General features: G+C 44.6%; 16 protein-coding genes. 5 read left to right on the forward strand and 11 right to left on the reverse strand.

Going from position 1 to position 21,697, the window contains the following annotated elements; all coding sequences use genetic code 11:
• Nucleotides 1-184 precede the first annotated feature (184 nt).
• On the forward strand, nt 185-2,545 hold the full coding sequence (locus LZF95_RS00140) for an ABC transporter permease (protein WP_233752886.1): 2,361 nt from the start codon (nt 185-187) through the stop codon (nt 2,543-2,545).
• A 295-nt stretch (nt 2,546-2,840) separates the two neighbouring features.
• Nucleotides 2,841-5,267 (forward strand): ABC transporter permease, encoded by a 2,427-nt coding sequence (locus LZF95_RS00145; RefSeq protein ID WP_233752887.1) that lies wholly within the window; start codon nt 2,841-2,843, stop codon nt 5,265-5,267.
• A gap of 535 nt (nt 5,268-5,802) precedes the next feature.
• Here LZF95_RS00145 and LZF95_RS27540 read toward each other — a convergent pair.
• From LZF95_RS27540 to LZF95_RS00170, 5 genes are all read right to left on the reverse strand, one after another.
• Complete coding sequence (locus LZF95_RS27540; RefSeq protein ID WP_262912204.1) at nt 5,803-6,414, reverse strand: collagen-like protein; 612 nt, start codon at nt 6,412-6,414, stop codon at nt 5,803-5,805.
• Between the two features lie 131 nt (nt 6,415-6,545).
• Entirely contained in the window at nt 6,546-7,478 is a 933-nt protein-coding gene (locus LZF95_RS00155) for a helix-turn-helix domain-containing protein (protein WP_233752888.1), read from the reverse strand.
• 621 nt (nt 7,479-8,099) lie between these two features.
• On the reverse strand, nt 8,100-8,732 hold the full coding sequence (locus LZF95_RS00160) for a DUF2911 domain-containing protein (protein ID WP_233752889.1): 633 nt from the start codon (nt 8,730-8,732) through the stop codon (nt 8,100-8,102).
• Between the two features lie 69 nt (nt 8,733-8,801).
• A complete protein-coding gene (locus LZF95_RS00165; protein ID WP_233752890.1) occupies nt 8,802-9,947 on the reverse strand; it encodes a geranylgeranyl reductase family protein in 1,146 nt (381 codons plus the stop codon).
• A gap of 127 nt (nt 9,948-10,074) precedes the next feature.
• Entirely contained in the window at nt 10,075-10,914 is an 840-nt protein-coding gene (locus LZF95_RS00170) for a sugar phosphate isomerase/epimerase (RefSeq protein WP_233752891.1), read from the reverse strand.
• Nucleotides 10,915-11,001: 87 nt separating this feature from the next.
• Here LZF95_RS00170 and LZF95_RS00175 point away from each other — a divergent pair, with 87 nt between their 5' ends.
• The 3 genes from LZF95_RS00175 (at nt 11,002) to LZF95_RS00185 (ending at nt 13,895) form a co-directional block, all read left to right on the forward strand.
• Nucleotides 11,002-12,045, forward strand: coding sequence for a 6-bladed beta-propeller (locus tag LZF95_RS00175; RefSeq protein ID WP_233752892.1), 1,044 nt, complete (start codon nt 11,002-11,004; stop codon nt 12,043-12,045).
• 68 nt (nt 12,046-12,113) lie between these two features.
• Entirely contained in the window at nt 12,114-12,479 is a 366-nt protein-coding gene (locus LZF95_RS00180; protein ID WP_233752893.1) for a VOC family protein, read from the forward strand.
• A gap of 99 nt (nt 12,480-12,578) precedes the next feature.
• Nucleotides 12,579-13,895, forward strand: a complete 1,317-nt coding sequence (locus tag LZF95_RS00185) for a sensor histidine kinase KdpD (protein ID WP_233752894.1) — start codon at nt 12,579-12,581, stop codon at nt 13,893-13,895.
• A gap of 279 nt (nt 13,896-14,174) precedes the next feature.
• Here the strand turns inward: LZF95_RS00185 and LZF95_RS00190 are convergent, their stop codons facing one another.
• The 6 genes from LZF95_RS00190 to LZF95_RS00215 are packed head-to-tail and all read right to left on the reverse strand — an operon-like array spanning nt 14,175 to nt 21,416.
• Nucleotides 14,175-14,735 (reverse strand): LUD domain-containing protein, encoded by a 561-nt coding sequence (locus LZF95_RS00190; protein WP_233752895.1) that lies wholly within the window; start codon nt 14,733-14,735, stop codon nt 14,175-14,177.
• Entirely contained in the window at nt 14,732-16,090 is a 1,359-nt protein-coding gene (locus tag LZF95_RS00195; RefSeq protein ID WP_233752896.1) for a lactate utilization protein B, read from the reverse strand. Before LZF95_RS00195 ends, LZF95_RS00190 begins: the two co-directional genes overlap by 4 nt.
• Nucleotides 16,087-16,845, reverse strand: a complete 759-nt coding sequence (locus LZF95_RS00200; RefSeq protein ID WP_233752897.1) for a (Fe-S)-binding protein — start codon at nt 16,843-16,845, stop codon at nt 16,087-16,089. The genes LZF95_RS00195 and LZF95_RS00200 overlap by 4 nt, the downstream gene beginning before the upstream one ends.
• A 21-nt stretch (nt 16,846-16,866) precedes the next feature.
• Entirely contained in the window at nt 16,867-18,192 is a 1,326-nt protein-coding gene (locus tag LZF95_RS00205; protein ID WP_233752898.1) for an FGGY-family carbohydrate kinase, read from the reverse strand.
• Nucleotides 18,193-18,202: 10 nt separating this feature from the next.
• Nucleotides 18,203-19,237, reverse strand: coding sequence for a GntR family transcriptional regulator (locus LZF95_RS00210; RefSeq protein ID WP_233752899.1), 1,035 nt, complete (start codon nt 19,235-19,237; stop codon nt 18,203-18,205).
• A 58-nt stretch (nt 19,238-19,295) separates the two neighbouring features.
• Nucleotides 19,296-21,416 carry a bifunctional aldolase/short-chain dehydrogenase gene (locus LZF95_RS00215; RefSeq protein WP_233752900.1) on the reverse strand — a complete coding sequence of 707 codons (2,121 nt, stop codon included), beginning with the start codon at nt 21,414-21,416 and terminating at the stop codon, nt 19,296-19,298.
• Nucleotides 21,417-21,697 lie beyond the last annotated feature (281 nt).

Genomic DNA, 21,697 nt, shown 5'->3' on the forward strand with positions numbered 1-21,697 from the left:
AATTGAACAGGTCGTCATTGCGAACGACGAAGGAGTGAAGCAATCTTCACCTCGGTCTGTGAAGACACAGGCCACGGTGGCAGATTACGAATAGATTGCTTCCCCGACACATCGGGGCAGGCTGTTCCTCGCAATGAGGAATAACACGAATAGAGAGTATTTCAATTTTTAAATCAGTAGAATAATGTGGAAAAACTATTTGAAAATCGCCTGGAGAAACATCACCAGAAGTAAGGGATATGCATTTATCAATATCGCTGGACTGGGTATAGGCATGGCTGCCTCTATATTGATTCTTGTTTGGGTTCAATTTGAGATGTCTGTGGATCGCTTTCACGAGAATTCAGATCGAGTCTATGCAAACTGGAGAACTGCTGGAATGCAGGGTGAATTATTCACATGGGATTATACGCCTGCACCTTATGCGCCTGCCATGAAAGAGCAGTTTCCCGAAGTGGAAGAGGTGGCTCGGATCACAGAGTGGGATGAGCAACTCTTAACGGTGGGAGAGAATAATTTTTACGAAGAAACCACCTTTACCGACCCGGGTTTTTTTAAGATGTTTAGTTTCGAAGCATTGGAAGGTGATCCGGCAGCTGCGTTGACTGAGCCAGGCAATATTGTGCTGACAGAGTCTGTGGCCAAAAAACTCTTTGGGGATGCTCCGGCTATGGGTAAAACCCTCACAGTGGAAAAGCAAATGGACTTTGAAGTCAAGGCCATTATAAAGGATTTGCCCAAAAACACAGACTTCCCTTTTACGGCATTTTTACCTTTTAAAAAGCTTGAGGCTTTGGGCTGGGCTGGAGACTTCTGGGGGAATAATTCTTACCGGACCTTTACCATGCTGGCCCAGGGTACGGGGCTTACTTCATTTAATGAGAAGTTTAAAGACTTCACTGCGAAAAATTCGGAAATGGATGAGGTTTCCGATTTCCTGTTTCCGATCCGTGATCTGCACCTGTATTCGAAGTTTGAAAACGGGAAGTCTGTCGGTGGCAAAATTGAAATGATCCGTATGTTTGGGATTGTCTCCATTATAGTCTTGCTCATCGCTGCCATCAATTTCGTAAATCTGAGCACAGCTCAAAGTGACAGGAGAGCTAAAGAAGTAGGGGTGAGGAAGATTTCCGGAGCAGGCAAGGGAATGCTGATCGGGCAGTTTTTGGCCGAATCCGTGTTGATAGCTCTGGCGGCGTATTTATTGGCCATTTTTATCGTCTCCCTGTCTTTTTCAGGATTTAAAGATTTGGTCGGACAGGAATTGGAAAGCCCGTTCACCCAGCCTTTTTTCTGGGGGATTTCTGTGGTTTATGTTTTTGTGACAGGAATATTGGCCGGAAGCTATCCCGCATTTTTATTGAGTTCCTATAAGCCTACGGTTGTTTTCAAGTCCAAAATGAATTCAACAAGAAGTTTTGGATTGAAACCCCGGGAAGTCCTGGTGGTCTTTCAGTTTGCCGTGGTAGTCATATTGATTTCGAGTGTATGGATTGTGCGGGACCAGACTACATTTGTCCAAAACAGGGACTTGGGTATAGATAAGGATAATCTGATTTTCCATACTGTCACTAAAAACATGAGGGAGAATAAAGCTGCACTTCGCAATGAATTGCTCGCGCTTCCAGAAGTGGCTGAAGTGAGTTATACTTTCTCTCCATTGACGAATATCCATTCTGATACCGACGGCATGGAATGGCAGGGCAAAGATCCTGAATTCAAGCCAAATATTAGTCGGATGGGAGCCGATGCAAACTTGGTAGAAACTGCAGGGATGGAGTTGATCGCCGGAAGGGATATTGATATTTACACGTATGCCAGTGATAGTCTTTCGGCACTGGTCAATGAAAAAGCCGCAAAAATCATGGGGTTTGAAGATCCTATAGGTCAGGTGATTAAGGACGATTCGTATGAGTTTACCATAGTAGGGGTGGTCAAGGATTTTATTATGGAATCGCCTTTTGATGAGGTGGTCCCTATTATGGTGATGGGGCCAAAACGGAACCTGAACTTCATTCATATCCGATTTGCGGAGGGTGGAGACTACAGGAATTCTTTGGCCAGTGTAGAGAAGGTTTTTGATAAGTTTAATCCCGATTCCCCTTTTGAGTATAAGTTTGTGGATCAGGAACATGCCCGAAAGTTCAACTCTCAGGAGCGCACGGCCAAGCTCACTTCGCTCTTTACAGGTTTGGCTGTGGTGATATCCTGTATGGGGCTTTTCGGCTTGGCTACTTTCATCGCAGAGCGAAGAAAAAAGGAGATATCCGTACGCAAAGTAATGGGGGCTTCTGTGAGCAGCGTGGTAGGTTTGATCTCTTCAGAATTTACCAAATTGGTATTCATTTCCGTGATCATCGGCATCCCGGTAACTTGGTATTTTATGAACGACTGGCTGGAGACATTTGCCTACAGGATCAGTATCGATTGGACTGTGTTCATATGGACCGGTGGGGTTACTCTTTTGATAGCCCTGTTGACCGTGAGTTCTCAGGCGATCAAAGCTGCCTTGGTAAATCCTGCGGAGACGCTGAAAAGTGAATGATAGATGCATCGACTACGCTCAGCTCAAGTTTCGGATTTACGTCATTGCGAGCGACGAAGGAGTAAAACAATCTTCACCTCGGTCTGTGTCACAGACCGAAATATTAAGTGGTCTGTGAAGACACAGACCACGGTGGCAGATTTCGGTTAGTGTCATTGTGAACGACGAAGGAGTGCGGCAATCTGTTTTGTGGGATCACGATGGGATTCCTTCGTTCGTTTCTCACTCGCAATGACGTGGATGAATCTTCCAATCTTCCAATCGTTCAATTTTGAAATCTTTCAATAGCTAAAAAATGTGGAAAAACTACCTTAAAATCGGCTGGAGAGTCCTGAAGAAAAACAGACTCTATACTGTTCTGAATGTTTTGGGACTGACCATGGGTATTTCTGGGTTTCTGATGATTATGCTTTTTATTCAGGATGAGGTGAATTACGACCGCTTCTATCCCAGTTCGGGGTCAGTTTTCAGAATCACCTCCCACTGGGGAGATTATAGCACCGCTAGCTACGCCACCGCACCACCTGCATTAGGGCCTAGAATCCAATCGGATATCCCAGAAGTGGAAGCAGTGACCCGGCTATTGAAATGGAATGATTTCACGATCCAGCCGGGTTCGGGCCAAAACAAGGATCAGGTATTCCGGGAAGAGAGTGTTTTTTATGCTGAACCAAATTTCTTTGAGGTATTCGACCTCAATATATTGGCAGGAAACAAGGGGAAAGCACTGGCAGACTCCAGAAATGTGGTGATTACCGAGGAGCTGGGACATAAATACTTCGGGGATCTTTCGCCTTACGAAATGCTGGGCAAGACCCTAATGATAGGTAGCAATAATCCTGATCCTAGGAACGTCGCAGCTGTGGTGGAGGATTTGCCGGGTCAGACGCATTTTCATTTCGATATGCTGGTGTATGAGCCAGGCATGAACGCGGAGATTTTTGAAATGGAAAGCTGGTCTTGGGCTATACTTTATACCTATGCGAAATTTCCATCGGATAAGCAGGATGTGGTCGCTGCAAAGCTCGACCAAGTCGTCACCGACTATGCTATCCCTATGCTGGACGGAGGAGACGAAAATGCGGATTACAATCTTCAAATCATGCCTGTGCAGGATATTCACCTGAATTCCCATTTGCTTCGCGAGCTGGAGGCAAACGGCTACCAGAGCTACATTTATATTTTCTCCTTCGTGGCGGCATTTGTCCTGTTGTTGGCATGTATCAATTTTATGAATTTGGCTACTGCCAAAGCTGGACTGAGATCCATGGAAGTGGGTGTCCGTAAGGTAATGGGATCCCATAAATCCCAGTTGATCTACCAATTCCTTACTGAAGCATTTCTTTTGGTACTGATCAGTATTATTGTTTCAACAGTATTGGTGACACTTTGCAATGGGCTTTTCAACCAATTGACGGGAAAAGAACTTCAGTTTGAGCTGTGGAAGAATCCTATGGTCATTTGGATGGTCCCATCTCTGGTGATCATACTTACACTGCTTTCCGGATTTTACCCGGCTTTTTATCTTTCCTCTTTCAAGCCCCTTCAGATCATCAAGCGGCAGTTGACATTTGGGAATAACAGGAATGGTTTAAGAAATGGGCTGGTGGTGTTTCAGTTTGCAACTTCACTTACCCTGATCATTTGCACGCTTCTCGTCCAGCGGCAGATGAGTTTCATACAGAATTCAGATCCCGGATATGAGCGGGACCAGGTGGTGATCATCCATAATGACGGGGAAATCCAAAATTCCCAGCGAGAGGACTTCAAAGGCAATTTTGTCGCTAGTTCGCATGTGGAAAATCTTAGCTTCTCCACGGGAATCCCTATGTCTGGGCAGTTCCAGATGCGTTCTTTTAACCTACCAACGAATGATCTGCAGCAGGGGATGAACTGGTATGAGGCAGATGCATCCTATCTGGATACCTATCAGTTTAAATTGACCGAAGGAAGGAATTTTGCAGAGACTGCGGGAGCCGATAGGAATAAAATCATCATCAATCAAACTGCGGGCAGACAACTTGGGATTTTGGATGACCCTATCGGACAGTTGGTGATCAAGAACCAAGGTGAGAATGATGAAGCTACACTCGAAGTGATTGGCCTGGTGGAGGACTTTAATTTTGAATCCTTTCGAAATGAAATCAAGCCGCTGGTGATCGAATACCTGCACGATTACTACTTGAGGGATTACATTTCGGTAAAAATCCAAGGAGGAAATATTACCGCTGGAGTCGCTGAACTGGAAACCGCCTGGAAGAAGTTTGAGCCAAGGGTGCCGATGAATTATAGTTTCCTCGATGAGGACTTCAACCGGGTTTACCGATCCGAATTGAAAATGGCAAACCTGCTTCAGGTCTTGACTGGGATATCTATCTTGATTGCCTGCCTAGGACTGTTCGGATTGACCGCCTATACCACGGAAAGGCGCTTCAAAGAAATAGGAATCCGTAAAGTCTTTGGTGCGACCCTACCTGAGATTTTCCTGATGCTGTCCCTTTCTTATTTCAAATTGATTTTGATTTCCATGCTGATTGCGGTTCCATTGGCCATGATGTTTATGAATCGATGGCTGGAGGAATTTGCCTACAAGACAGGGATTGAGATCTGGGTGATAGGAGTTGCTGTGGTGGTTTGTTTTACACTTGCTCTGGGAACGATTTTTTTCCAAACCTATAAGAGTATCAGGGCAAATCCGGTGAAGTCGCTGAAGAGTGAATAGTATGTGATAGTAATTTGTATGCAGTCTCAGTAAATGAGAACCAAGAACCAAGAACCAAGAGCCAAGAACCAAGAACCAAGATCCTAGATCCTAGAGCAAAGAAGCAAGAATTGGAATCTTAAGGATTTTTGATTTCGGAAGTAGGATTTGCGTCATTGCGGGACTTAACATTTGGTTGTCAACCGCACAAAATCGGAATGACGTTGTAGTGTCATCTCGATCCGCCTCGGCGGAGGAGAGATCTCAAGCGATGCTACATTCATCACAATTCCCAAACACGTCATTGATAGGCTTAACATTGAAGAAAATGCACATGAATCTCGGTGCGATCAGAAGTAAAAAGACATAGAATCAAAAGAAGAGAGCCCTGCCGGAAGTATTTTTCGAAAAATGGTTGGGAGTATGCGACATTTAGTAGAAAAAACGGCAGGGTACTCTCTTTTGCTGAATCCCCATCATCAGGGTGGGGTAAATCTCTCTCGTTTTTCTTTATCTGTTCTATGGAATGTTTGAGAGTCAATTAATCCGTAGTAGTTCAAGGTTCTAACCCAAGGTATTCCATGACGGCGTGATAATTTTCCAGATCTACCCGTCCGTTTAGGATTGTGGAAGCCTCCGCGAAAACCACCTTGATTTTTCTATAGGTTACTTCAGTCCCATACGCCGACCCATCGGCCTTTACCGTTCGTATTCCGAGTGTATAAGCACTCGGAGAGACGGTGGACTGGTAGATGAAGTATCGGGTGTGATAGGTTCCGCCAGGTCCCATGCCCGGCATTTGGTACCAGGCGGTTTGGGCTTCTGAAGCAGGATTGTAGTAGATAAGGATCAGGCTTTTGTCCACGCTCTCTCTTTCTATAGCAAGTACTAGGTTAAGAGAGTTGGTAAAAGTCTGCTCTCCAAATTCATACAAAAGGACGTTTGCGTTTCCGTCTTCACCGGGCGGTCCCTGTGATCCTACTGGGCCTTGTGGCCCAGTAGCCCCAGCTGGTCCTTGCGGTCCTGTCTCCCCTTGTGAACCCGAGGGACCGGGCGGGCCTTGTTCGCCTTGGATACCTTGAGGACCCTCAGCTCCTACTGGCCCTTCGCAAGCTATAATGGTTGTACATAAAAGGATGATGGCCCAAGAGAATAGTCTTGTTTTCATGATAAAATAGTTTTGGCTCTGGGACTTTTAATTTTAAGAAAGAGCCCAGAGTAATTTGACAAAAGAATTTCAGCCCTAAAGTTCAGTTTAGGCGATCAGGTTTTTATACGGAATAGTTGAAATTCAATAAATTAAAAGGAGGAGTTGTGTTTTCGGTAGGTAGATGGTGTGACGCCCGTATGCTTTTTGAAGGCGGAATAAAAAGTAGAAGGGGAATTGAAACCGGATTCGTAACCAATCCCCTCGACGGTATAGTCGCTAAAGTCGGGGTGTGACAGCGATTGCATGGCTTCAGTTATCCTGTAGCGGTTGATCAGATCGCAAAAGCTGTAACCACTGAGGTGATTGACCATCTGAGAAAGATAATTGGCACTGATACTAAGTTGTTCTGCGGCTTTTCCCAGGCTGAGATAGGGATCTCTATAGATTTTTTCATTTTCCAGCAGTCGTAGAAGTTGCAGATAGTATGCGTTGTCATTGGTGAAGCTAAGCTTGTATCCCCGGTTGAGGTGTGAGAGTTTTTTGGCGGTAAGTTGCGCAATCAGGTCAAACAAAAACAAATGAAGAGGTGTAAAGAAGTGCTTTTTGGAGTGTTCGGTATCCAAAACACCGATTACTTTTCCTTCCAGGACAATAGGGACGGTAAGTTCAGAGCCTCTTTGAAGATCATCCAAAATATAACGGTCATCCTGAGTGACGTCATCCACGATCTCCGCGGTGCCTGTCTTTGCTACGTTTCCGACGATACCCTCTCCTAGGGAAATGGTTATGGGGTTCAGGATCTTTCTTTGCCCTTGGTCTTTGTGACCGTAGGCGGCTCGTTGTTTGAGAAGCATACTTTTCTCATCAAGGAGATAAATGACACAATCTTCAAGTTCCAGCTGAGCAATACAATTGGCGGTGATGTCCCAAAGCACATCATTGACGGTGTTTTTGTCGAAAAGTGAAGTGGCGAAGTAGCTAAGTATGGCCAGCACTGGATCTCGCTCTGACAAGACCCGTGTCAAATCTTGATCAGTGAAAATCCCCGCCAACCCTTTCAGTCTAAAATCAATTTCTTCCATTGTCGCATCACTGTGAAAATTGACTTGCTGATGAATATAGTAGATTTACTGGAAATCAACAAGTTCTGTTGTTTTAGTTCTTTTTTTTAGTTTCCAGCCTTTAGGGATAATTGGCTGTCCTTCGGAAGTCAGAAACTAATAGTAGGACTTGCTGAAAAAAGTCAGTAACATTATTGGGGTTGAATATAGATAGAACCAGTGTGCTTGAATAGATGATTATCTGAGACCAACCCTTTTTTTATGGCATCACACACGGTGAAAACCCGAAGGGTTGCAACTATCCATAACCCTCGGCAAAGCCGGGGGTAGGCAGGTAACAACAAACTTTACAGCCCCGGCGGGGCGCAACTAGCTTCTGTTTCAAAAAGTGCCTCTTAAAAGTATCGCCCTTTCAGGGCTATCCAACTGATTTGTTTCCAGTACCCTGCACTTCGTACAGGGTACTGGATAGTTTGGCTCCTTCGGAGCTGCTTAGGAATTAGCTGGTACATTTTCTTTCAGATAGCTTAACCCTTGAAGGGGATGTCCCCATTAAGATTGTTAAAGGCGATTTCCCCGTATATTAAACACGCAAGCCCGGATCATCTCCGGGCTTGCGTTCTGATTGGGGAGGAATTAGGATTAAAACACTCCTTTGAACTGCTGCATTTTCTGATCCACTTGGGTATCTACCATGAAAGTCAGCATCACATCGGCCCACATGAAGGTAACTGAAGCTACTTTGTTGTCCTCGGCAGAAATGAAATATGCCAATCGTTCAAATGTCTCAGGAGCGGCAATAGGAGCTACCTTGATCGCCAATGCATCATCTTTTGCCAAAGCTGCTTCATCCACCTTACCGTCTTTCATGTAAGCATAGATTGCGTTTGCCTTACTGTTCAGGTGAATGGTCCAATCACCGGATTCCTGTGGGGTGATGAACAGGGAATATTTTCCGGCGGCTAAATTTTTACCTGCTATACTGACTGGCGTACTGAATTCTATAATCGTTGGATTGTTCGCACCAGCTCTCCAGGTAGTCCCATATTTTTCTAATTCACCAAATACTTTCCTTCCCTTAACGGCAGGAGAGGAGTAGTCAATGCTGATTTTGGTGAAGCCCACCACTTGGGAGATAGATGCTGCAGGGCTTGGCGCCGGAGTCTGTAGCTGTGCAAAAGAAAGTGTTGACACTGAGAAAAAGAGAACTAGTGCAAAAGCCTTCAAAAAGAGTTTGTTGTGTCGCATGTTGTTGAAATTGGATTTATGTATCATGAGTTTAAAGATGTTGCGCAAAAGTCAAGAAAGATACTTATTCAAAAGTAGATAGTCGTTATACTCAGCCTACTTTAATGGATTTTTGATTTCCGTTAGTTTGCTTTTGATGGTTTTCATCAGATTCTTCGGATAGCTACGATCACCTACATAGAGGTCAGTCATAAGGGACATGGCAAAGTCACCATATCGCCTAAGTAGCATATTTCGGATTATTCTGTAGCTGTAAAACCATTTGGCAGCTGTCTGGGAGGTGTTGATTTCTGGCAACAAGTCCAGTTCTAGCTTGTGCTGGTAGATAGTCCCGGCTTGGTCTGGAACCAAACCTGATTCTATAATAGCTTCGGCTGCCAACTTTCCGCTCCATAGTGAATTGGAGATCCCTTCAGCAGTGATAGGATCGGCAAATCCTGCGGCGTCACCGATCAACAATACGTTTTTCCGGTAAAAACCATCAGTTCGCGGTGTAATAGGGATCTGAAAACCATGTGCTATTTCGCTCAAAACCTCCTTGATTTCCAGCTTTTCCAGGTATTTTTTATAGTAAGCTTTGAGGTCTATTTTCTTTCTACGCGTAGATGCTATTCCTAAGGAAAGGTGATTTTTTTTGGGGAAACTCCAGGCATAGCCATGTGGAATGCTATCCATGTCGAATCGTACTTCTTTGGAGAGCCGCTCAAAATCTTCAGGGGATACTTCCACCTCGTATTCCAAAGCCGGTATTAGCTTTCTTGTTTCCTCCCATCCAGCTAATTTTGCTGTTGGGCTTAGTGCTCCATCTGCTGCAATAATAAAGTTTGCCTGAATGTCTCCTTGACTGGTGTGTAAGGTGGGGGTTTTTCCGAAAGTGATTCCAGTCAACTTATGATCCTGCTTTAGTTGAACGCCAAGTTCTTTCGCTTTTTCAATCAGAAGATTATCAAATTTATCTCGCATCACCATGCTGATCACCGGAACATCTCGTGTGCTGCTTAGTGGGATCTTTTCTCCTTCGAAGTATAGTTTGATATCAAAAAACTCACGGTCCACCACGGAGGAAATGTCAAAAGGCAACTTGCGTCTTCCTCTGAAAACCAACCCTCCTCCGCAGGTCTTATATCTCGGCAGAATCTCTTTTTCCAAGATCACTACAGAAATGCCTTTTTCCGCCAAATAATAGGCAGCCATGGCGCCTGCTGGCCCACTGCCTATTACTGCTACCTCATAATGATTCATGCGTGCAATAGAAATCAATGTAATTACTCAGCGTAAAGAAAATGCAAAATTAAATGAATGCTTCACATTTGCTGAAAATATCTCATCTTGCCATTGCCTAGGAGAAGAGAGTCGGAATAAGGTTTTCCTAATTCTTCTCCAGTTCCTTTTTGATAAACGCTACACTTAAGGGAATCTGGGTGACGGATCTGGAGCTTTCATCCTCTATAGTCAAGAATTCTGTCCCTTGTTTTTTGGCCTCTTTGATGATTCCTGCTATGTCTATATCCCCGGTGCCGAGCACCACGTTGGTCTCCACATCCCCGCGTCCGTCCTTAGACCCGGGAGTTCCTTTCTTCCGGTCTTTTAAATGCAGCATAGGGAACTTTCCAGGATGTTTTTTCATGATGGCCAATGGATCACCTCCTCCCATTTTTACCCAGAACACATCCATGTTGAAACCAAAGTTTTTGGCGTTTTCGAGCATATAATCAAACCTTGCTTTTTTGCGGTCTTTGGCAAACTCGTAGCCGTGTGGGTGATATAAAAATGTGATTCCTTCCTTTTTCAATTCTTCACCCACTGCGTTGAAAAGCGCGGTGGCGATTTTAATCTCCTCCATGGATATAGATCCTTCAGCATGCGGAATCCAATAGCAGGTAGCATATTTTGCCCCATATTTTTTGGCCTGGTCTATTATAGGCTGTAGATCCTTGGTGAGTTGGTTATAATCAGCGCCGACCCCTATGATACGGAGATTATTGTCGGTGAGAAGTTTTGCATACTCATCATCTGACATCCCGTATCCCCCACCTCCTTCCAGTGCTGAAATCCCCCATTCTGAAATCAGCTCATGGTATTTGACAGGATCAACTTTCATTTCATTTCTTAACGAATATAGTTGAAGGGCTATCTCCTGGGACTGAGCCTGCAGCGCAAATCCCACTATGAAGCCTGTAAAAACTAAATATTTGTAAATGTTTTTCATGATTTGGTTATCTTAGGTTCGACCTAAAATATGGATTATTATCCAGTTTTCGATGGTAATCATTAATTTCAACCTCACCCATGTCCTATGAATTCTGACCGAAGAAAATTTATCCAAAATACCTCCCTGCTAGGACTTGCCATTTCTGTTGCCCCTACTTTTTCTTTTGCCCAATATCGGGATAAAGTAATAGGCCATGGAGAATTCCAATACCAGGTGGATCAAAAGTGGGGCATGCTGGATCCTTCCAAAGTGCCTGTGAATAATTGTCATGAGATGGTGATGGATCGTAAGCTAAGGATGATCATGGTCACTGATGAACCTAAAAACAATATAATCATCTACGATCAATCCGGCAGATTGCTGACATCATGGACCTTGGGAATGGATCGCGCGCATGGGTTGACACTAGTGGATGAGGGGGATGCGGAGTACCTCTGGATCTCTGACAATGCCGGAAGGGTAGTGAAAACCACCCTGGACGGGGCTATAGTGGCGGAGATTTCCGCTCCTGTGAAAGAGGGGATTTATACAGAGAAAATGGCCTATGTGCCCACAGAAACTACTGTAGCCCCAAACGGAGATCTGTACGTGGCAGATGGCTATGGCTCCCAGTTTTTTCTGCAGTATGATAAGGAGGGGAATTTCATCAGGAAATTTGGCGGAGCGGGGTCGGATGACGCACAATTCAGCACGGCCCATGGCATCACGGTAGATCAGCGAGGTGGCAAGGCCCCCACTTTGCTCTGCACCTCCAGAGGCCACAATTCTTTCAAGAGGTTCACTATGGAAGGGGAATACCTGGAGACTGTTTTTTTGCCCGGTGCATTTGTGTGCCGTCCGGTGGTCAAGGGTGACAATCTTTATGCGGGAGTCTGCTGGTCCAGGCTTCGCTACTTGGAACAAACACCTGATTCCGGTTTTGTGACTATTTTGGATAAAGACAACAGGGTGGTTTCCAATCCTGGAGGTACCGCTCCCGAGTACAGAAATGGAGAACTGCAGCTCATGCTTCAATCGGAGGCTGTTTTTAAGCATTGCCATGATGTGTGTATAGATCAGGATGAGAATATCTATGTCTGCCAGTGGAACGCCGGGAAAACTTATCCCATAAAGCTTACAAGAGTTTGATCTTTTAGTACTGATTTTCTGAATGTATCGTTAAATTTGTAATTGTAGTAATTTAAAATGTAATTGATATGACGGAAATTTCGGTAGGCTGGTTTGAGATTCCTGTTACAGACATGGATCGTGCAATAGTTTTTTATCAAAAAATTTTCGATTGCAAGCTTCAGAAAATTGATTTGGGAGAATTCCAGCTGTCCAGGTTCCCAGGAGATGGAGGGGGGAGCTTGGTGTATCATAAGGATTTTTATCAGCCTAGTGATTTGGCAGGTCCCTTGATCTATTTTTCTTCCGATGACGTATCTATCGGGCTGGCAAAAGTAGAAGCGGCTGGTGGGACAGTTCAGATTCCTAAAAAGATGATTTCACCGGAATTCGGTTATATGGGTGTGTTTTTGGATTCTGAAGGAAACCGTATTGCCCTTCATTCAAAGGAGTAGTGCCCCGAGATGTAACAGCTGGATTTTTGCCTTTGTTATGCGTCCTCAGAATAAGTTGGGAGGCATTGATGTTTTGATTTTCAATTTAGTGTTTTTTTTATGCGGCTTAAAAAAGGATTATTGATTTCTGAGGAGAACGTGACTGATCTGGACTATATCCAGAGAAAGATCGTAATGACTATCTCCTTGTTAACATTTGCATTGTTGCTGTTGCTGGGGATTTCGGATGTTTTTCTGGGAATGTCTCCTGTGATAGTTTGGATCAAAATAGGCATAGCGTTTCCTTTTTTAGCCACCTACTTTTTGATTTCAAGGTATGGGAGAGCCCAAATGGCGCTGAACATTTTGCTGTTTCTGGCCCATGTAGTGATAATGTTTAATTTTTTGTACAACGACGGCAGTAATGGCCCCACTATTTATGCGTTTTTTTTAGTATTGGTAGTCTCCGCATTGCTTATCCGGGGCTGGGCTAAAGTGGCCTGGTTTATTGGTTCCTTTGCCATGTTTTTCTTATTGTTTTACGGAGAGGTACGAGGATTTCTTATTGTGGAGCATTATTATGAAGGAGCTGAAAGTCAATTTACAGACCATGCAGTCACTATTTTATGGATCAGCTTATTTGTTTTTACAGTACTGCATTTTTTCATTCGAAGTTACCAGAATCAAAACAAGGTTCTGAATGAGATAAAGCAGCGGCAGGAGCAAACCCTGGAAGAGGTAAAAACCCTAAATGATCAAAAAAACAGATTGATAGCCATACTTTCCCACGATCTGAAAAATCCGATTGGCATGCTTCATATGACACTGGGTATGCTAGATAAAGGATTTTTTGAGCAGGGGGAAATGGAGCAGATTTTTGGGGATCTGAAAAATCAGAGTTTTCATCTAAACAAGGTTTTGAACAATACGCTCAGCTGGGTGATGACAGAGCTGGGAGATAGCCCCAATGAAGTGCATGAGACCAGCGTGGAGGAACTGACAATGGAAATCCAAGATATGATGATGGTGCAGGCGATGGAAAAAAACCAGAAAATCGAGGTTTCGCTATCAGGTAAGGATATCACGATCCCACTGGAGAGCAATGAAGTGAAAATCATTCTGAAAAACCTGCTTGATAACGCCATCAAATTCGCACCTCTAAATTCAAAAATCAACCTGGATCTTACCATAGATAGGAATAGAATCAGCTGGGCGGTTTCCAATGAAGGAACGGTTATTTCTCCTTCAGATCAAAATGATCTATTCTTGTTTCGGGCCAGGACATCCTATGGTACCAAAAGAGAAAAGGGGACTGGGATAGGGCTGCCCCTATGTAAAAGGATAGCGGATAAAATTTCCTATGAGCTGGACTATCGCTTGACTCCGGATCAGAAGAATTGTTTTATACTCAGCAAAAATTTAACCCGGATGCATTAGGTTTTGTCATGAGGACACTAATTGCATGAGAATCATACTGTGTGGATAGTGGATCTGCCGCAGCGGATATGCTGAACTCGAAAACAGCAATGCAATGGCTGATTTTGAAGCAATTAATAGCTCTAAAATCTCGATTTTGAGATTTTCTCAGCATGGATAAAGGCCTATTTCCCTCAATAAGCTTGCTCTTGCTTAAAAACCCTACGCATGAAAATAAGGGTTAATCATTCAAAATGACAGCTTTTGATTTATTACTGGCGTTTTTCAGCATGCCCTAAGCTATAGTATCACTACTCTTAAGCTCATGGCACCATGTGCGCCTACCACCAGGGATTGCTCTATATCGGCAGTCTTGGAAGGGCCGGCTATGAATACACCAAAGCCAGATTTGGAATCCACGATCTGCTTGTAGGCTTCATGCATATTCCCCACTATTTTTTCTTTCTTGATCACGATGACCAAATGTGCCGTGATGAACGGTAGGGCTCTTAAGGCTAAGTTGCTATCGTCCAGCCAGATGGCCGCATTCTCGGCAGAGGCAACCTGCCCTTCTACTATAGCCAGATCCAGATCAGCAAAATCTGCAGCATGCTCAGGCACCTGGCAATTGGAGAACCTCTCAAAAGAGGGGCAAGAACTATATACTTTTGAAAAACCTGTTTCATTGATCAGCTGCTCCAGCTCTTCCTCGCTCACGACCATGCCTTTATTCAGGTTCAACGAGGCAGTATAAGTCTCTACGAGATCTGGGGCAACTTCAAATTCAGGGATGTCCGGAAGCGGTTTTTCGTCCAGGTCCAGTCCTTTGATTTCAGCTAATATGGCCGTTTTGCTGCTCATTTTCTGTTCTTTTTGTACCAGTCTTTGAATGATTCCGCTGGCAAGTCCGGCAGATTTCTGCCTTTGCCCCAGGCATTCAGAGGATTGTAAATGATGCTGTCAGGCAATGTCTTGAGCGACGCTCTCATCATTGTCCCCGAAATTTTATAAGCAAGTGGACTTTTGAAGATCCCGTTTGCCAATTTCATGGATAAACCTTTCATAGATGTGCCCTGTGCCTTGGTGATCTCCTGTCTCCACTCGTAGAGTTGTTCGTGAATGTTTATTTTTACCGGACACACATCGGAGCAGCTGCCGCAAAGTGTGGAGGCAAAGGGAAGCGTGCTGTATTTTTTCAGGTCTATACCCGGTGATAATATGGAGCCTATAGGGCCCGGTACCGTGCTGCCGTAGCTGAACCCCCCACTCCGCCTGTAGATAGGGCAGGTGTTCATACAGGCTCCACAGCGTATGCATTTCAGGGAGTTTCTGAATTTTTCCCTAGCCAGTTGCTTGGTCCGTCCATTGTTTACCAAGATCAGATGAAGTTCTTTTCCTGGTGAAGGGCTTCTGAAATGGGAATTGTAATTGGTAATGGACTGCCCGGTGGCAGACCTGGCCAGGAGTCTGAGAAAAACCCCAAGATCTTTTCTGCGCGGGATCAATTTCTCTATTCCCATGCAGGCGATATGTGTGTCGGCAAGATGTACTCCCATGTCGGCGTTGCCTTCGTTGGTGCAGACCACAAATTCACCTGTTTCGGCAACGGCAAAGTTGACTCCGGTAATGGCTACTTTGGCCTGAAGAAACTTTTCACGAAGATGGAGTCGTGCGGCATGTGTCAGATATACAGGATCTATATTCCCTTTTTCGGTGTGGAGTTTCTCGTGAAAAATATCAGAGATGTCCGACTTTTTCAGGTGGATTGCCGGCATCACGATATGACTAGGGGGCTGCTTAAGAAACTGGATAATACGCTCGCCCAGGTCAGTATCTACCACCTCAATCCCTTTGGCTTCCAGAAAGGGGTTCAGGTGACATTCTTCCGTCAGGATAGATTTACTTTTGACGATAGCCTTGCATTGCTTTGAATCCAGGATTTTGCCGATGATCTGATTGTGCTCTTCCGCATTTTGAGCCCAATGCACCTTGATGCCGTTTGCAGTGGCGTTTTTTTCCAGTTCTTCCAGGTAGTAGTCCACCTTGGACAGTGTATGGTCTTTGATCTGGGAGGCCAGCTCCCGGAGTTTTTCCCATTCGGGGATTTGGTGTATGGTAGCATCCCTTTTTTGACGTACTATCCACAGGGTGTCATCATGCCATCTGGCACGCTCCTTATCCTTCAGAAACAGCGTGGCATTCTGCGGGTGGCTCATGTGATGACTTGGTTTAGGATTTCAGCAAAATGCATAAGTTTCACCTTTTCTTTATCTCTGCTCGCAATTCCCTGCATGTGCATAATACAGGACATATCTCCTCCTACAATGATTTCCACACCTTTATCGAGGTGATCCGCAATGCGGTCTTTGCCCATTTGTACGGAGATGGCTTCTTCGCTTACGGCAAAAGTGCCGCCAAACCCACAGCATTCATCTTTTCTGGTCAGTTCCATTATTTCCAATCCCTCCAGGTCTTGCATCAGCTGAAGGGTCTTGTTGAAAGCTGGCTCATTTCTCTCGCTGTCACTGGCAAGTCTGAGTCCCCGCAATCCGTGACATGAGGCATGAAAGCCTATCTTATGCGGGAAACTGCCTTGGATCGAATCCAGCTTTAACACGTCTGTGATAAACTCACTGAGCTCGTAGATGTGTGCCTGTATGTATTCCTGGTTTTTTTGAAGCTTGGCTATTTTCGGACTATGTTCTTTGACGTGCAAAACGCAGCTGCCTGACGGAGCCACTATGTAATCAAACCCGGCGAACTCTCGGATGAATTTTGTAGCAGTGCCTACAGTATCGGCTTCGAAACCCGAATTGGCCATGGGCTGTCCACAGCATGTCTGTCCCAGTGGATAGGTTACTTTGCAGCCCAGTTTTTCCAGCAGTTCCATAGTAGCGATAGCCACATTTGGATAGAACTGATCGATGTAGCACGGGATAAACAGGCCAATACGTGGTGCGTCTTTTTTCATTGGTGCTCTAAATTAAGCCTTCTATTCTATGGATACCAGCATTGCCGCGCCTAAAGCAGATCCATTCGGGAAATCACTGGGAATGATCGTCAGTTCCGGAAGTTTTTTTCGAAGCATCTCCACAAAGATATCGTTGGCATTGAAGCCCCCATCAATGAACAATCTGCCCACAGGAGCATTGTCCACGACAAGCCTGATGGCTGCTGCCTGCAATTCTGTGAGTTCATGGATGAAAGTATAATAGGCTTCATTAAACTCAGCGAATACCTCCCAAGTCGATTCTAAGACATGATCCAAGCCATAATCCTCCGGCTTTAGGTAATGAAAATGAAACCGTTTACTCTTCTTTTCTTTTACCTTCTCAAAAAGAGTGGCGTTGAATTTCAGTTTTTTATAAGTACCCAGTGGCATCTGGTAGTGCTCGTAGAGCTTTTCTATCTGGTATTTATGTTCCTCTCCTATAAAAAGCCTGGATATTTTAATGGGTTCTCCCGTGATGCTCAGAAACTGCAGGCAATCTCTTTTAAGTTCTTTTTTGGTAAGATTGGTTTTATTGGATGGGTTGATGCAGATCGCCCAGGTTCCTGTGGAAAGCAGGGCAAATGGCTCGGTTTCCTGTTTGATGTAGGGGAGAAGTGCCGAGGAGGAATCATGGACTCCTATGCCACAGAGGATGTTTCCAAGTTCAGGTTTGGTCTTCAACAGTGTGTTTCCCGGCACTATAGGCGGGAAAAATCCCCGTATTTCCTCTCTATCCACCCAGGGATGGTAATCATTGGCTTCGTAATCCCAAAGCCCCGTGTGGCATCCTATACTGGTGTAATCAGAGACCATTTCTCCGGTGAAGAGATAACTTAGGTATTGGGGGAAATGAAAGGAATGTTTGATTTTTTTGAACAGCTCTGGTTTGGTGTACTTAATAAAATACAGCTGTAAACCGGAATTGAGCATTGCCAAGGGGGGAGAGGAAGTTGCTCTGCAAAAGGTCATTTTCCCCCCGTTTTCCTCATAAAACCTGCCGAGCAGCTCTTCAGGAAATGGTTTCAGATAATCGTACAAGGGAGTGACTGGATTGCCTCCCGAATCCGTATGTACGAAAGAAGCACCGTGACAGGAGAAATTCAACTTCTTGATCTGAAAATCCGGAGATTCCAGGGCTTCCCTGAAGGTCTTTAGCATCCATTCTTCAAGTGGGGCCAAAGGCTCGCTTGGGAAATCATCCTCATCTGGAATCGGATCGAGACGTACATAGGAGCTGTGTACTTCCGTTAAATTTTCATCAAAAAGAAAGAATTTCTTGTTCGTCTTGCCGATATCAAAAACAGCAGTTACTGGTATTTTACCCATAGCTACGCTATCAAAGCGAATTTCTGATGATCATCTTGAAAGGGTTTTTCAGCGGTATTTTATCCTCATCGCCCAGGATCTGATTGGCAATAGCCTTACCCATTTTTATGAAATCAGTGGAAATAGTGGTGATTCCATCTGCTAGGATTTCCTTCAGTGGGGTTTCATTGTAGGAAATGATACCCACATCCTTTCCTAAGATCAGAGACTGCTCGCGGGACTTTTTGACAATGTTGGCAAGATCAGTTTCTGCCAACACAATAAATGAATCCCCTTCGTAGAGAGGCTCATCATCTATCCCGTCCAAAATTAGGTTGTTGAAATTGTGGAAAAAGCAGAACCTCTTAAATCCGTCTATTATTTCTACCGGATACATGTCACCTTTAGGAAACACCAGAATCAGGCGTGAATACTTCCTCAAGTGGGTGATCCCCGATTCCAAAGCTTCGAGAATGTCCCTCGCAAAATCCTGATACACCCCGGGGAATTCATTTTCATGGTTTTTCACGGCCCGATCTATTATCAGAAGTTTATCTTTAGGGATCTGCTGGATTAGTTCATAGCAGGTTTCAGGGTGGGTGTTCTCATCGAAGAAATGTGGTGCAAGAACATAGTAATTGTAATTCCCCAAGTTCCGCTCCAATAAATTTTCGAAAACTGTTCGGTTATAATGGTGGATTTGAAGATCCACAGTAGCCTGATCTCCCAACGTCTCTAAAATAGAATAGTAGATGATCTTCTTATAGGAGCTGAGTTTATTGAAGATCAGCAATACCTTCACTTTGCTGGTCATATTAGTTGAACTGATGTAGAAGCCTTTGCCCCGCACAGAAGTGATTATCCCTCGGTCACGAAGCTCATTGTAGGCTTTTTCCACTGTGTCCCGGGATAGGAGGAAGTCAAAGCTCGTCTCATTGATAGAGGGTATCCTATCTCCGATTTTGAGCTTGCCGTTTTCTAAGTCATCAAGAATCAGATTGACTATTTGCATATACTTGGGAGTTCTCGAATCTGTGTGGATTCTTTCAGATTTGTCAACTAACATAGTATTTTGGGTTATTGGTGTGGTAATTTGGGGTATTAGAGGTTTATTAATTCATGAGCTATCTTGGGAATGCGGCAGCTAAGCCCCCATCTACATTGAGCATGTTTCCGGTGGTTTTACCCAGTTGGCCGCTTACAAATACAAAAGCCGCGTTTGCGATATCACTGGTCTTTACGCTTTCCTTCAGAAGGGTCCGGTTGGCATAGAATTGGGGCAAGTCTTTCACATCAATACCATAGGCTTTGGCGCGGTTTTCACCCCATCCGCCCTCCCAGATATTGGAATTTTCGATGACTGCATCAGGATTTACCACATTGACTTTGATCTTATCCTCTGCCAGTTCTGCGGCCATTAGTCTGGACATGTGGAGCTGGGCTGCCTTGGCGGTGCCATAAGCGACGTTTTTCGCACCAGCCACTAAGCCGTTTTTACTTGCTATATTCACTATGTCACCCCCATGTCCCTGTAGCTTCATGGTTTTAACTCCCGCTTTGGATACATGGTACTGCCCCATGACCAGGATGTCATTCAGTCTGTCCCAATCCTGGACGGTGTGATCTTCAAAAGATTTACTGATTGAGATCCCTGCATTGTTGACAATAATGTCCACACCGCCAAACTGCAGGCAAGTAGTCTCCAAGGCAGCTTCCAGACTTTGTCCATCAGTCACGTCCAACTTTACCGCAAGGAAAGAGTCACGTCCGTATTTTTTCAGCAGGAAATCACTGGTCTCTTTCAGCCTGTTATCATCGATATCAGAAATAACCACACAGGCACCTTCCTGCATAAATTTCTCCGCTATAGCCAATCCAATTCCGCCTGCACTTCCTGTAACCAACGCTACTTTTCTGGAAAGGGGCTGTTCTTTTGGCATTCTTTGCAGTTTTGCCTCCTCAAGCAGCCAATATTCAATATTGAACGCTTCTTGAAGTGGGAGGGAAACGTATTCGGAAACAGCCTCAGCCCCACGCATCACATTGATGGCGTTAATGTAGAATTCGCTCGCGACACGACTCGTCTGTTTGTTTTTTGCATAGCTGAACATCCCCACACCCGGCCAAATGATGATCACCGGATTGGGATCACGCATAGCAGGGCTATTTGAATGCTTGTGTGTTTCGTAATAGTCCGCATACATCTCTCTGTAGGATTGGAAAGCAGCTTCCAGTTTTTCCTTGAGACTGCCTGGGTCGGAAAGATCGATATCGGCAGGGATATCCATGACCAACGGAGAAATCTTCGTCCTCAAAAAATGGTCAGGGCAGCTTGTTCCCATAGGGGCCAGTTTACCCAGATCATGGCTGTTGATAAACTGTAATACCTCAGGGGCATCTGTGAAGGTGCCTACCATCAGGTTTTCCGACGAAGCCAGACCTCTCAATACCGGTGCAAGTTTAGCAGCCTGGCTTTTTCTCTGATCAGGGGCTAGAGACTGTACTTTCTCCCCTCCGAATACCGGGCGTTTTTTACCGTAGTTCTGTGCTAAAAAACCTGATGCGGTTTCTATTACTTCCAGACTGTTGATATAACATTCGTAGGCGGTATCCCCCCACGTGAACAGTCCATGTCCACCAAGCATAATACCACGGATGCCCGGGTTATCGTCTAAGGCCTGCTTTAACTGAAGGCCTAGATCAAATCCTGGTTTTTGCCACGGGACCCAGGCAATCTGCCCATTCCATAGGTCTTGGGTGATCTTTTCCCCATCTTTGGAAGCGGCTATGGCAATGGCAGCGTCCGGGTGTAGGTGATCTATATGTTTGAATGGTAAAAAAGCATGAAGGGGTGTATCGATGGACGGAGCCTTTGATTTGAGGTCATAGATGCAGTGGTTGAATAATCCTACCATTTCATCTTCAAATTCCAGCCCCCTATATATGCCTTTCAAAGCGCGCAATTTATCCACATAGAGTCCTGCAAGACCTGCTTTGGTCAGTGTTCCTATGTCTCCTCCTGAGCCCTTTACCCACATTATTTCTACTTTCTCGTTGGTAAGAGGATCTGCTTCATACGTTTTGCAACTTGTATTTCCACCTCCATAATTGGTGATTCTAAGGTCGGCTCCAAGTATATTAGAACGGTATATAAGAAGATCGACTTCTTTGCCCTCTAGTTTTGATGCGATGGCATCATCCCAGAGGTAACTTACATGTTTAAAATTTTGTGTCGTTGTGCTCATTGTATTTGGCAGATTGTTCTGAATGTGAATATGGGTGAAAAGAATGCTTCAGGTATCCTGTGCTGTCTTGACTAAGTACGAAAATGTCCTTGTATTTATGGACTTACTGATAAATTCCATAGGGTCAGAATTTGTTTGGTAGTTCTGGTGGTTTTTTGTTTGATAAAGGATTTTCACATGTAGTTGTATTGGCCGTAGGGATTTCCTGCCGTTTTTATTGCTGGTTCCCGAGCGCAATGGAAGCTTTAGGATTTATGGATTAGTAATCTAAAAAGTAATTT

The sequence above is a fragment of the Algoriphagus sp. AGSA1 genome, from assembly GCF_021390545.1.
In the GTDB taxonomy this organism is placed as follows: Bacteria; Bacteroidota; Bacteroidia; order Cytophagales; family Cyclobacteriaceae; genus Algoriphagus.

What these genes read in the sequence shown, in the direction of transcription:
- LZF95_RS00140 (WP_233752886.1), top strand. Translation starts at nt 185, where the DNA reads ATGTGGAAAAACTATTTGAAAATCGCCTGGAGAAACATCACCAGAAGT.
- LZF95_RS00145 (WP_233752887.1), top strand. Translation starts at nt 2,841, where the DNA reads ATGTGGAAAAACTACCTTAAAATCGGCTGGAGAGTCCTGAAGAAAAAC.
- LZF95_RS00160 (WP_233752889.1), bottom strand. Translation starts at nt 8,732, where the DNA reads ATGATACATAAATCCAATTTCAACAACATGCGACACAACAAACTCTTT.
- LZF95_RS00205 (WP_233752898.1), bottom strand. Translation starts at nt 18,192, where the DNA reads ATGGGTAAAATACCAGTAACTGCTGTTTTTGATATCGGCAAGACGAAC.
- LZF95_RS00190 (WP_233752895.1), bottom strand. Translation starts at nt 14,735, where the DNA reads ATGAGCAGCAAAACGGCCATATTAGCTGAAATCAAAGGACTGGACCTG.
- LZF95_RS00180 (WP_233752893.1), top strand. Translation starts at nt 12,114, where the DNA reads ATGACGGAAATTTCGGTAGGCTGGTTTGAGATTCCTGTTACAGACATG.
- LZF95_RS00165 (WP_233752890.1), bottom strand. Translation starts at nt 9,947, where the DNA reads ATGAATCATTATGAGGTAGCAGTAATAGGCAGTGGGCCAGCAGGCGCC.
- LZF95_RS00175 (WP_233752892.1), top strand. Translation starts at nt 11,002, where the DNA reads ATGAATTCTGACCGAAGAAAATTTATCCAAAATACCTCCCTGCTAGGA.
- LZF95_RS00210 (WP_233752899.1), bottom strand. Translation starts at nt 19,237, where the DNA reads ATGTTAGTTGACAAATCTGAAAGAATCCACACAGATTCGAGAACTCCC.
- LZF95_RS00155 (WP_233752888.1), bottom strand. Translation starts at nt 7,478, where the DNA reads ATGGAAGAAATTGATTTTAGACTGAAAGGGTTGGCGGGGATTTTCACT.
- LZF95_RS00200 (WP_233752897.1), bottom strand. Translation starts at nt 16,845, where the DNA reads ATGAAAAAAGACGCACCACGTATTGGCCTGTTTATCCCGTGCTACATC.
- LZF95_RS27540 (WP_262912204.1), bottom strand. Translation starts at nt 6,414, where the DNA reads ATGAAAACAAGACTATTCTCTTGGGCCATCATCCTTTTATGTACAACC.
- LZF95_RS00195 (WP_233752896.1), bottom strand. Translation starts at nt 16,090, where the DNA reads ATGAGCCACCCGCAGAATGCCACGCTGTTTCTGAAGGATAAGGAGCGT.
- LZF95_RS00170 (WP_233752891.1), bottom strand. Translation starts at nt 10,914, where the DNA reads ATGAAAAACATTTACAAATATTTAGTTTTTACAGGCTTCATAGTGGGA.
- LZF95_RS00185 (WP_233752894.1), top strand. Translation starts at nt 12,579, where the DNA reads ATGCGGCTTAAAAAAGGATTATTGATTTCTGAGGAGAACGTGACTGAT.
- LZF95_RS00215 (WP_233752900.1), bottom strand. Translation starts at nt 21,416, where the DNA reads ATGAGCACAACGACACAAAATTTTAAACATGTAAGTTACCTCTGGGAT.